Raw genomic sequence first — 11,979 nt, forward strand, 5'->3', positions numbered from 1 at the left:
CGATGAACTGGTCGTAGTATACCAAAGGCCTGCGACGGTTAATTTTCTGATAGGCAATAAAAAAGCGGGCCAACCGACGTTGACCCGCTCTAAAATCGTGCCCGGCACGTACTTAGCAGTAACCGTAGCTCATCAGGCGCTGGTAACGACGCTCCAGCAGCGCTTCTGTATCCAAGGCTTCCAGATCATTCAGGGTTGCCAAAATCTGTGCTTTCAGCGTGGCCGCCATCTCAGCAACATCACGGTGCGCGCCACCCAATGGCTCTTCGATGATGTTGTCGATCAGCTCTAGCTCTTTCAGACGCTCGGCTGTCATACCCATCGCTTCTGCGGCCTGAGGGGCCTTGTCAGAATCACGCCACAGGATTGAGGCACACCCTTCCGGAGAAATCACCGAGTAAGTCGAGTACTGCAGCATATTGACGCAGTCACCAACACCGATAGCCAGTGCGCCGCCTGAACCGCCTTCACCGACAACATTACAGATAACTGGTACCGTCAGACCGGCCATCTCTTTCAGGTTGGTTGCAATCGCTTCAGACTGACCGCGCTCTTCCGCGCCAACGCCCGGATAAGCACCTGCAGTGTCGATAAAGGTGATGATAGGCATCTTGAAACGCTCAGCCATCTTCATCAAACGCAGTGCCTTGCGGTAGCCTTCTGGTTTTGGCATACCAAAGTTACGCTTCACCTTTTCTTTGGTTTCGCGACCTTTCTGGTGACCAATGATCATTACCGGACGGCCATCAAGACGGGCAATACCGCCAACCAACGCCTTATCATCGGCAAACGCACGGTCACCCGCCAATTCGTCGAACTCTGTGAACATATGTTCAACGTAATCAAAAGTATACGGACGCTGTGGGTGACGGGCTAACTGAGCAACCTGCCATGCACCAAGATCACCAAAGATTTTCTTGGTCAGCTCCAGGCTTTTCTTTTCCAGCTGTTCAATTTCTTTATCTAGATCAACCGATTCTGACTCATCACGACGCGACACATCACGCAGTGCTTCAATTTTCGCTTCAAGTTCAGCAACTGGCTGTTCAAACTCAAGGAAGTTCAGGCTCATACCACTTCAATCCTTTTGCTCACAATTAGTAATATCTCTTTAATAACTGTGGGCTATATTAATTAAACTCAAGCTCTACTTGCTTATCACCCAGCAATACTTTGAGATCGGTGATTAACTGATCTGCCGGGGTTACACGCCACTCAGTCCCGAGGGTCAACTTGGCACGTGCATTCGAGCGCTGATAGTACACATTTACCGGTACAGTACCTGCACGGTGTGGCTCCAGCACCTGGCTGAAGCGTTCAAAAAACTGTTCATCAATTTGCCTCTCTGTCACAGAGATAGCAAGTCCTCGCAAGTGCTTTTCTCTTGCTTCTGAGATATCTAACACTTCTCGGCCCGACATTTTAAGGCCACCGTTAAAATCATCAAAGCTGACCTGTCCGGAAACCACGACGATTCTATCTTTTTCAAGCAGATCAATATACTTTTCAAGTGGCTCTGAGAACAACATCACTTCCATCCGACCGCTGCGATCGTCCAATGTCATCAGGCCAATCCGGGTTCCTCGCTTGGTGGTCATAACGCGAGCTGCGATCACCAAGCCTGCCACGGTCACGACTTTGTCACGCCCTGTCGGGTGGGCATCTTTCAGACGCCAGGTTGTATAGTGTTTCAGCTCCGGCACATAGGTGTTAATTGGGTGGCCCGTCAGGTACAGGCCTAAGGTATCACGCTCCCCTTCCAGCCAGACTTTTTCCGGCCACTCAGGAATGTTGGCATAGGCATGCTCTACCTCTTCCGGTGCCGCCGTCAACACCCCGAACATATCCGTCTGGCCGAAGGCTTCGGCCTGGTGATGCTGGCTGGCCGCCTTGATCGCATCATCCAGCGTAGCCATCATGGCAGCACGGTTAGGTCCTAGTCGATCCATGGCGCCGGATTTAATCAGCTTCTCCAGTACCCGCTTGTTGACCTTCTTGGTATCGATACGGGCACAAAAATCAAACAGGTCCTTGAAGTGGCCGTCTTTCTCTCGTGCCTCGATGATATTCTCAATCGGGCCTTCACCGACCCCTTTCACCGCACCGATACCGTAGACGATTGCGCCATTTTCATCGACATTGAAACGGTAGAGGCCTTTGTTGACATCCGGTGGCAACAGCTTCAGCTTCATCCGGTGACACTCATCCACCAGGCCGACGATTTTATCGGTGTTATCCATATCTGCGGTCATTACCGCCGCCATGAATTCTGCCGGGTAATGCGCCTTTAGCCACAGCGTCTGATACGACACCAATGCATAGGCTGCGGAGTGGGATTTGTTAAAACCATAACCGGCAAATTTTTCAACCAGGTCAAAGATCTTCATCGCCAACTCGCCGTCGACGCCGTTCTTCACCGCCCCTTCTTCAAAGGTGGCTCGCTGCTTGGCCATTTCTTCCGGCTTTTTCTTACCCATCGCACGACGGAGCATATCCGCGCCACCCAGGGTATAGCCAGACAGCACCTGGGCGATCTGCATCACCTGTTCCTGGTACAGGATAATGCCGTAGGTCGGTTCCAGAATCTCTTTCAGAGACTCATGCTGCCACTTTTCATCCGGGTAAGAGACGGCCTCGCGGCCATGTTTACGGTCGATAAAGTTATCTACCATACCCGATTGCAGCGGTCCCGGACGGAACAGGGCTACCAGTGCGATCATATCTTCGAAGCAGTCAGGCTGCAGACGCTTGATCAGATCTTTCATCCCTCGGGATTCAAGCTGGAATACCGCGGTAGACTCCGAGCGCTGCAGCATCGCAAACGACTTGGGATCGTCCATCGGGATCGCCGCGATATTCACCGCCTCCTCGCCCTTGGCCTTCAGCCGCGGGTTAATCATCCCCAGAGCCCAGTCAATAATGGTCAGCGTTCGCAGTCCCAGGAAGTCAAACTTAACCAGACCGGCTGTTTCGACGTCATTTTTATCGAACTGGGTAACCGGGTTGCCCCCTTCGGCATCGCAGTACAGCGGCGCAAAGTCGGTGATTGTGGTTGGCGATATCACAACCCCACCGGCGTGCTTACCGGCGTTTCGGGTTACCCCCTCGAGGATCCGGCACATATCAATCAGATCTTTGACTTCCTCGTCGGCCTCGTAGACCTGGCCGAGCTGCGGTTCGGCATCAAAGGCCTTTGCCAGCGTCATTCCGGGCTCTGCCGGAACCAGCTTGGAGATCCGGTCGACAAAACCGTACGGGTGCCCCAGTACACGGCCGACGTCGCGGATAACCGCCTTCGCCGCCATGGTGCCGAAAGTAATGATCTGCGATACCGCATCGCGGCCGTACATTTCCGCCACGTGGTCAATAACCAGATCACGCTTGTCCATACAGAAGTCGATATCGAAATCGGGCATGGAGACACGTTCCGGGTTCAGGAATCGTTCGAACAGCAGGTCGAACTCCAGCGGATCCAGATCGGTAATATCAAGGGCATAGGCCACCAGCGAACCGGCACCGGAACCCCGCCCCGGCCCTACCGGTACCCCGTTATCCTTCGACCACTGGATGAACTCCATCACGATCAGGAAGTAGCCGGGGAATCCCATCTGGTTGATCACTTTCAGCTCGATATCCAGACGCTCGTCGTATTCCGGGCGGCGTTTGGCCCGCTCTTCCTCGTCCGGGAAGAGGAAGGCCAGGCGGCGCTCCAGGCCTTCCTGCGATTCCTTGATCAGGAAGTCCTCGATGGTCATTTCACCGGTCGGGAAATTCGGCAGGAAGTATTCGCCCAGACGTACCGTCACATTACAGCGCTTGGCAATTTCGACGCTGTTTTCAAGCGCTTCAGGAATGTCCGAGAACAGCTCGCACATTTCCTCTTCGCTGCGCAGATACTGCTGCGCACTATACAGTTTAGGGCGGTTAGGATCCGCCATGGTATAGCCGTCATGGATCGCAACGCGAATTTCATGGGCATCAAACTGATCTTCGGACAGCAACCTGACATCGTTGGTTGCCACGACCGGCAACTCTGCCTGCTCGGCCAACTCTACCGCGAAATGCAGGTAAGCATCTTCATCGGGGCGACCGGTGCGGACCAATTCAAGATAGTAGCTATCCGGGAAGTGGGTCTGATAAAACGCAACGCAGCGCTCAACCATCAGCTGGTTGCCTTTGAGCAATGCCTTGCCGACATCACCAGTTTTACCGCCAGAGAGCAGGATCAGCCCTTTCTTGTGCTCAATCAGCCACTCTTTGTCCATCACGGGTAAATGCTGGACATGACCACGCTGATAGGCTTTGGAAATCAGCATCGTCAGGTTCTGGTAGCCATCATTATCTGCTGCCAGTATGGTCAGATCCGCCAGCTCCTCGCCCATCTCCTCAGACTGGACCTTGAAGTCTGCGCCGATAATCGGCTTCACGCCTGCACCATGGGCTGCAAAGTAGAATTTCACCAAACCACACAGGTTGGTAAAGTCGGTCAACGCCATTGCCGGCATCCCCATTGCCGCGACTTTTTTTACCAGCGGTGGGACCTTGGACAGACCGTCCACCATTGAGAAATCACTGTGGACACGTAGATGAATAAAGCGAGGTTCAGCCATGACTAACCAGATTTGATGTGTTCTTGATAATTAAGCGAGGATTATAGCTCAAAGAGCCAGAATCATCACCGAATGTGGCCTAACGATTGAGGCTATGCTCATTAGGCCAGCAACATGAAGCTACCCTAGAATAAAATCAATCAATACCCAGGATCCGTTTTACCGGCTTGAAGCTCTTACGGTGTTGCTCGATTGCACCCAGCTTCTCCAGCGCTTCAAAGTGTGCCTTGGTCGGGTAGCCCTTATGTTTGGCAAACCCATAGCCCGGGTACTGGGCATCCAGCGATTCCATTTCCCGATCCCGGGTGACCTTGGCCAGGATGGAAGCCGCACTGATTTCAGCAACCCGCAAATCGCCTTTCACAACCGCCTGCGCCGCCATCGGCAATTCCGGCACTTTGTTGCCATCAACCAGCACGTAATCAGGCTGCGTGGCAAGACCGGCAACCGCACGCTGCATCGCCACCATGGTGGCCTGCAAAATATTCAGCTGGTCAATTTCCTCTGGCTCGCAACGACCCAGCGACCACGCCAGTGCCTTCTCTTTGATTTCGTCGAACAAGAGATTACGCTTCTTTTCGCTCAGCTTTTTCGAGTCCGTCAGCCCTTGTATCGGGTTATTCGGATCCAGGATCACCGCGGCGGTGACCACGGCGCCGACCAGCGGGCCTCGGCCGACTTCATCAACGCCGGCAATCAGGTTGGCCTGCGGGTACTCAAAAGGTTCTAAAATGGTTGCCATTTATCTATCTATCAGTTTCAGGACAGCGGTGGCTGCCTGCTTATCCGCATCACACTTGATAAGTTGATGCAGACGGGTAAATTCATTCATCAGCTCGCTATTATCCGAGCCAAGGAAGCGTTCGACTTCAGCACTGAGCTTCTCGGGTGTACAGTCATCCTGCAGCAGCTCCGGCACCAGCTCGCGATCAGCCAGAATATTGGCCAGCGAGACATACTTGGTTTTCAACATCCGCTTTGCCAGCCAGGCTGTCAGCGGTTTGACCTTGTAACCGACGACCATCGGACGCTTGACCAGCATACACTCTAGCGCCACAGTGCCCGACGCCAGCAATACCGCATCAGAAGCCGTCATCACATTTCGCGCCGTATCATCAACCAGCACAAAATCCAGCTCCGGTGCTGTCTCCTGCCACGCCTGTTCGAACTGCTCACGGCGCTTCTGGTTCACCAGCGCAACAACAAAGCCCAAGTCCGGGTGCTTCTGCTTCAGCAAACGGCAGGTTTCAATAAACGGTGCCGCCAGCATCCCCATTTCACTGCCACGGCTACCCGGCAATACCGCCAGCCAGCGTTTGTTGCTATCGAGGTTAAGCAGCTCCCTGGCTGCCTGCTGATCCGTCTGCAACGGAATAGCATCTGCCATCGTATGACCAACAAACTCGCAGGGGACATTGAACTTGTCGTAAAAGGCCTTCTCAAACGGCAGGAAGGCCAACACCAGGTTGGTTGCCGCTTCGATTTTGAAAATTCGCTTCTGGCGCCAGGCCCATACTGACGGACTGACATAATGAACCGTCTTGATCCCGCGCTGTTTAAGATCCAGCTCAAGGCGTAAATTAAAATCCGGGGCATCGATGCCGACAAACACGTCCGGCGGGTTGTCGGTAAAGTACTTCACCAGCTCCGCCTTCACCTTAAACAGGCGTGGCAGACGTCCCAAGACCTCGACAATCCCCATGACCGCCAGCTCTTCCATGTCAAACAGCGTTTCACACCCTTCGGCCTGCATACGCGGGCCGGCAATGCCGACAAACTCGGCATCCGGGTATTGCTCTCTGACAGCCTGAATAAAACCGGCACCTAAAATATCGCCGGAGATTTCCCCGGCGACAATTCCTATTCGAAGTGGCTTCGTCATAATTAGCGAATAATACCGCGTGTTGAATTTTCGAAGAACTCGGTAAACAGCTCGACAGCCTTATGCTCCTTGGCCATCTCTTCAATAACCGGCTTCACTTCAGCCAGGGTCTTGCCCGAACGGTACAGCTCTTTGTACACCGCGCGGATAGCACGGATTTCGGCTTTCTCGAAACCGCGACGCTTCAGGCCTTCGACATTAATGCCGAACGGTGCACAGTGGTTACCCTGTGCCATCACGTATGGAGGTACGTCCTGAACCACAATCGAACCGCCGCCCAGCATACAGTGAGCACCAATCGTACAGAACTGGTGGATTGCCGTAATACCGCCAATAATCGCGTGGTCACCGATGGTCACATGACCTGCCAGCGTCGCGTTGTTGGCAAAAATACAGCGATCGCCAATCACACAGTCATGGGCAACATGCACATTTACCATGAACAGGTTGTCGTTACCCACCTTGGTGATGCCGTTATCCTGAACAGTACCACGGTGCATCTGCACGCTCTCGCGGATAGTATTGCGATCACCAATCTCAAGGCGGGTCGGCTCACCGGCGTATTTCAGATCCTGACACTCTTCGCCAATAGACGCGAACTGAAAAATTCGGTTCTCGCGGCCAATTGTCGTCGGGCCTTTGATCACGACGTGAGACATGACTTCAGTGCCCTCGCCGATTTCGACATCCGCACCGATATAACTGAAAGGACCAACTTTAACATTGGCGCTAATCTTAACGCCTTCTTCGATAATCGCCGAAGGGTGAATTTGTGCCGTTTCGTGAATCATCAGAACTCTCGTCTTGCGCATTTTAGCTCAGCAGAGCACACCACACCGCCGTCAACTTTTGCTACACCATTGAACATAGCAATACCGCGGCGCTCTTTCAGAAATTCAACCTCAATCACCAGCTGATCACCCGGTACAACCGGTTTGCGAAACTTCGCATTATCGATGCTGGCAAAGTAGTACAGCTCATTTTCAGCCGGTGCACCAAAGGTCTTAAATGCCAGCAGGCCTGTTGCCTGGGCCATTGCTTCGAGGATCATCACGCCAGGGAAAATCGGCATCTTTGGAAAATGACCGGTAAACTGAGGCTCGTTCACAGATACATTCTTAATCGCAGTTAGCGTTTTGCCTTCTTCGTAATCTGTTACACGATCAATCATCAGAAACGGGTAACGGTGTGGAAGAAGCTCTTGAATCTCTGTGATATTTAGCGTTTTGTTCTCGCTAGTCAAAACTGAATTCCTGTCTAAGTAAGTTTAAAATACTGTATAATTTTAACGCAAAACGGCCTACACGGAGTGCAGGCCTGTTTCAGCGATGAAATCGGCAGCAATTAGCTGTTTTCTTCCAATTTCTTTTCAACGGTTTTAAGACGCTTGTTCATCTCGTCTATTTTCATTACCCGAGCCGCTGTTTTACGCCACTCGCGGTTTGGCTGCAATGGGATACCCGACGAGAACATACCTTTCTCCTCGATACTACGCATCACCATCCCCATACCGGTAATCGTCACGCCGTCTGCTATTTCAATATGACCATTGAGCACAGACGCGCCGCCGATAATACAGTATTTACCAATTTTGGTACTGCCTGCGACAATAGTACCACCCGCCATCGCGGTACCATATCCGATCTGCACGTTATGGGCGATCTGCATCTGGTTATCGAGGATCACATTATCTTCGATAATGGTGTCATCCAGCGCACCACGATCAATGGTAGTACAGGCACCGATTTCGACACGGTTACCAATTCGGACCGAACCAAGCTGCGGGATCTTCACCCACTCGCCCTTGTCATTTGCGTAGCCGAAGCCGTCAGCACCAATCACGGTGCTGGACTGCACCAGGCACTGCTCACCCAGCACAACATTGTGATAAATAGTCACATTGGCCCACAGCTTGGTATCGGCACCGATAACGGCATTTTTACCGATAAAACAACCAGGACCAATCTGTACGTTATCGCCCAGCTGAGCACCGGACTCAATCACCGCATTATGACCGATAGCGACGCCCTCGCCGATAACGGCATCGTCAGCGATAAATGCTGATGATGCAATATCAGTAGCGGCTACAGGGGTGGTATCTAATAGCTGAGCGATCAAGGCATAACCCAAATACGGGTCTTTCAGTACCAGGGCATTGCCTTCAAAGTAAGAAAGATCACCTTCTTTAAGCATCACCGCCGATGCCTTGCACTGCGCAAGGTGCTTGCGGTATTTACTGCTAGACAAGAACGTGATCTGCCCTTCTCCGGCCTGATCCATACCTGCGATAGATTCAATCACTACGGTGCCATCGCCGCGTAGCTCTGCACCCAGTTTCGCTGCTATTTCAGCAAGAGTAATTCCAGCCATTATTTACCTTATTTCTTTGTAGTTGTTCAGCGCCGAACACCCGCCAGATAAAACAAGACGAAAGTGCAGATCGCAATAACTCAATCATACACTTTCGGCTCAGGACGGTATCAGCAGAGCTGAATAATTACCGTTTATTTAACTGCAGAGATCACCTTGGAAGACAAGTCATCTTTCGGACTTGCGTGAAGAACTGCATTGGCATCGATAACCATGTCATAACCTTCACGCTTGGCAACATCCTGGATGGCCTTACGGATTTTCTGAACCAGCTTCTGCTCTTCTTCCGCACCACGGCGACGCTGGTCTTCCTGCAACGCCTTGGCTTTCAGTTTATAGTTAGACTCAAGTGAAGCCATTTCACGTTGTAGCTTAGTGCGATCGCTTGCACTCATCAGCTCGCCGTCACGCTTCATCTTGTCGACTTTGGTTTTCATGCGACTTTCAATGCCGCGCAGCTCGTCAATACGATCTTTAAATTCACCGCGTAGCTTTTCCGCCACATTATACCGTTTTGCCAGCTGAGCCATAGCCTGACCAGTTGCGACATAGCCTACTTTTTGTGCCGCTTCAGCTGCCTGTGCGTACATCGATGAAGACAGAATTACCAGGCTAAGACCAGCCGCTTTAATCCACTGTTTCAAAAGTATCTCCTCAAATTTTAGAATGTTCGTCCAATAGTGAAGGTAAAGAACTCTTCATCATCACCATCGTATTTCTTGATCGGACGAGCAATCGAGAATACGAGCGGTCCCATCGGTGACATCCACTGCAGGGCGGCACCGTATGAAGCACGGATCAATGACGGATCGGAATAGTCATTCAGATATCGGCCGTCACCGCTAGCTACATCATATTCCGTATCCCAAACAGTACCGGCATCGACAAAGATACTGGTTCGGATCTGGTTACGGACTTCCTCCGACGCAAACGGCGTCGGAACAATCAGCTCGGCACTGGCCAAGGCTGTTGCGTTACCACCGGCGGCATCATCTGTACCCGTGGCACAGTTGTTGTTGCCACCGCCGCTGATCCCGCCAGCATCACAACCACCGACATAAACGGCTTTCGGACCAACCGTATTGGAACGGAAGCCACGCAGGGTAGAGAAGCCACCGGCATAGAAGTTTTCATAGAATGGCAATAGCTGATCACTACCGTTGTCGGTCGTACCGTAACCATTACCATATCCAAGCTTACCGCGTAGCAATAAGCTGAAGTCATGCCCTTCGTTCAGCGGGAAGTACTGACGAACGTCATATTGTGCCTTGAAATACTGAGCATCGGAGCCTGGTATTGTCATCCGGAACGAGGCACGCTGATGGTTACCTGCCGTCGGGAAATAACCACGGTTAAGGTTATTTCGGGTCCAGGACACCGACCAGTCAAAATCGTCCAGTTCAATCACATTGTCGCCGCGGTCAAAGCCGTGAATGGCCTTGAACTTCTCGATCTGGGCATATTCCTGGGTATTGGAGATCTTGTTGTGATCGTAACCCAATCCAAATTCGAAGAAATTCAGTTCATCGTACGGGAAGCCCCATGTCAGGCTGGTACCATAGCTCTGGTTGGTATAGTCAGAGATATTGGCATCCGACGCCTCGAACTCGTTGTAGTAGACCTTGCCGCCGAGGCTGATACCATCGAGGGTAAAATATGGATCGCGGTATTCCAGGCTGATGTTCTTCTGGTAATCGTTCATCATCGCATTGATGCCGAAACGGTTACCGGTACCCAGGAAGTTATCCTGCTGGATCCCCGCCTGGAAGCTGATGCCCGATTCGGTACCGTAACCCACACCAAAGTTGATATTACCGGCATTGGCCTCTTTGACGTTGTACTTGATATCGACCTGATCATCGGTACCCGGAACGCGTACCGTCTGAACATCAACGTTTTCAAAAAAGCCAGTACGGCTTAGACGCTCTTTACCGCGCTCAACGGACTTCGAGTTCAGCCAACTGCCTTCCATCTGGCGCATCTCACGGCGAAGTACCTCGTCCTTGGTCGAAGTATTGCCCGAGAACGTAATGTTACGGACATAGATACGCTTGCCCGGATCGACATTGACCGTCAGTGCAACCTGCTGGTTTAGATCGTCAAAGTCCGGGATTGTCGTTACTTGCGGGTAGGCATAGCCCAGCTCGCCCAGCTTACGCTTGACCGCTTCTTCCAATGCCGTCACTTTGGCCCCGTTGTAGACTTCCCCGGCACTGATAGTCACCAGACTATCAAGATCACCGACTTTACCGGCCAGATCACCACGGAACTTCACGTCCTTCACGCTGTACTGCTTGCCCTCGTCAATTTTCAGGGTGATATACACACCTTTCTTGTCCGGCGAGATTGCAACCTGAGTCGCATCAAGCTTGTACTTGAGGTAACCACTGTTCAGGTATTGCGAGCGCAATGTTTCCAAATCGCCGGCCAGTACCTGCTTCTGGTATTTCTCATCGGCCAGGAAGTTCCACCACGGCACTTCGGCCTGGAGGTTGAACTTATCCTGCAGCTCCTGATCAGTAAAAACATCGTTACCAATAAAGTTGATTTGCTGGATTTTCGCCGACACACCTTCGGTAAAGACAAACTTCAGATCAGCACGATTACGCGGCAACGGGGTAACAACCGCCTTTACCGTTGCATTGTACTTTCCGACACTGTAGTAAAAATCTTCCAACCCTTTTTCAATCTTGCTCAGGGTCGTTCTGTCCAGCGCTTCGCCTACCATAATGCGCGAGGCATCAAGGTTTTCTTTAAGCTGCTCTTCTTTGATCGCTTTATTGCCAGAGAAGGTAATATTGGCAATCGTCGGACGCTCAAGGACTTTCACAAGCAGTGCATTGCCATCACGGTAGACTTTAATATCTTCAAAATTGCCAGAAGCAAAAAGCGCCTGAATCATTTCCGAGACATCACGCTCATCAACATCGTCACCCACTCGGACCGGCATAGTCAACAATGCCGCACCCAGCGTCACGCGCTGCAAGCCTTCGAAACGAATATCTTCAACTACAAATTGTTCCGCGCTCTGCGCAACACTACTACCGAGTAAAAGTGATGCGACCAACAGTTTTTTCATCGCCATTAGTGTTCTGATTATTCCTTGCTAAAAACGCA

At 51.8% G+C, this 11,979-nt stretch carries 9 protein-coding genes; all 9 read right to left on the reverse strand.

The features are described from left to right. Positions 1–112 precede the first annotated feature (112 nt). The gene (gene accA / locus EIZ48_RS22100; protein ID WP_160656414.1) at positions 113–1,072 is read right to left on the reverse strand and encodes an acetyl-CoA carboxylase carboxyl transferase subunit alpha; all 960 of its coding nucleotides are present in this window, start codon (positions 1,070–1,072) and stop codon (positions 113–115) included. Between the two features lie 58 nt (positions 1,073–1,130). Next, positions 1,131–4,610, reverse strand: coding sequence for a DNA polymerase III subunit alpha (dnaE, locus tag EIZ48_RS22105; RefSeq protein ID WP_160656417.1), 3,480 nt, complete (start codon positions 4,608–4,610; stop codon positions 1,131–1,133). A 136-nt stretch (positions 4,611–4,746) separates the two neighbouring features. Next, positions 4,747–5,352: a ribonuclease HII gene (gene rnhB / locus EIZ48_RS22110; protein WP_160656419.1), complete on the reverse strand. Its 606-nt coding sequence runs from the start codon at positions 5,350–5,352 to the stop codon at positions 4,747–4,749. Continuing rightward, positions 5,353–6,492 (reverse strand): lipid-A-disaccharide synthase, encoded by a 1,140-nt coding sequence (gene lpxB / locus EIZ48_RS22115; protein ID WP_160656421.1) that lies wholly within the window; start codon positions 6,490–6,492, stop codon positions 5,353–5,355. Between the two features lie 2 nt (positions 6,493–6,494). Continuing rightward, positions 6,495–7,283, reverse strand: coding sequence for an acyl-ACP--UDP-N-acetylglucosamine O-acyltransferase (gene lpxA / locus EIZ48_RS22120; protein ID WP_160656544.1), 789 nt, complete (start codon positions 7,281–7,283; stop codon positions 6,495–6,497). After that, positions 7,283–7,735 carry a 3-hydroxyacyl-ACP dehydratase FabZ gene (gene fabZ / locus EIZ48_RS22125; protein ID WP_160656424.1) on the reverse strand — a complete coding sequence of 151 codons (453 nt, stop codon included), beginning with the start codon at positions 7,733–7,735 and terminating at the stop codon, positions 7,283–7,285. The genes lpxA and fabZ overlap by 1 nt, the downstream gene beginning before the upstream one ends. A 101-nt stretch (positions 7,736–7,836) precedes the next feature. Beyond that, the gene (gene lpxD, locus EIZ48_RS22130; RefSeq protein ID WP_160656427.1) at positions 7,837–8,862 is read right to left on the reverse strand and encodes a UDP-3-O-(3-hydroxymyristoyl)glucosamine N-acyltransferase; all 1,026 of its coding nucleotides are present in this window, start codon (positions 8,860–8,862) and stop codon (positions 7,837–7,839) included. A 134-nt stretch (positions 8,863–8,996) separates the two neighbouring features. Next, entirely contained in the window at positions 8,997–9,506 is a 510-nt protein-coding gene (locus EIZ48_RS22135; protein ID WP_160656429.1) for an OmpH family outer membrane protein, read from the reverse strand. 17 nt (positions 9,507–9,523) lie between these two features. After that, positions 9,524–11,947, reverse strand: coding sequence for an outer membrane protein assembly factor BamA (gene bamA, locus EIZ48_RS22140; protein WP_160656432.1), 2,424 nt, complete (start codon positions 11,945–11,947; stop codon positions 9,524–9,526). Between the last annotated feature and the right edge of the window lie 32 nt (positions 11,948–11,979).

Source organism: Photobacterium alginatilyticum (assembly GCF_009910675.1).
Lineage (GTDB): Bacteria > Pseudomonadota > Gammaproteobacteria > Enterobacterales > Vibrionaceae > Photobacterium > Photobacterium alginatilyticum.

What these genes read in the sequence shown, in the direction of transcription:
- lpxA (WP_160656544.1), bottom strand. Translation starts at nt 7,283, where the DNA reads ATGATTCACGAAACGGCACAAATTCACCCTTCGGCGATTATCGAAGAA.
- accA (WP_160656414.1), bottom strand. Translation starts at nt 1,072, where the DNA reads ATGAGCCTGAACTTCCTTGAGTTTGAACAGCCAGTTGCTGAACTTGAA.
- lpxB (WP_160656421.1), bottom strand. Translation starts at nt 6,492, where the DNA reads ATGACGAAGCCACTTCGAATAGGAATTGTCGCCGGGGAAATCTCCGGC.
- lpxD (WP_160656427.1), bottom strand. Translation starts at nt 8,862, where the DNA reads ATGGCTGGAATTACTCTTGCTGAAATAGCAGCGAAACTGGGTGCAGAG.
- dnaE (WP_160656417.1), bottom strand. Translation starts at nt 4,610, where the DNA reads ATGGCTGAACCTCGCTTTATTCATCTACGTGTCCACAGTGATTTCTCA.
- bamA (WP_160656432.1), bottom strand. Translation starts at nt 11,947, where the DNA reads ATGGCGATGAAAAAACTGTTGGTCGCATCACTTTTACTCGGTAGTAGT.
- rnhB (WP_160656419.1), bottom strand. Translation starts at nt 5,352, where the DNA reads ATGGCAACCATTTTAGAACCTTTTGAGTACCCGCAGGCCAACCTGATT.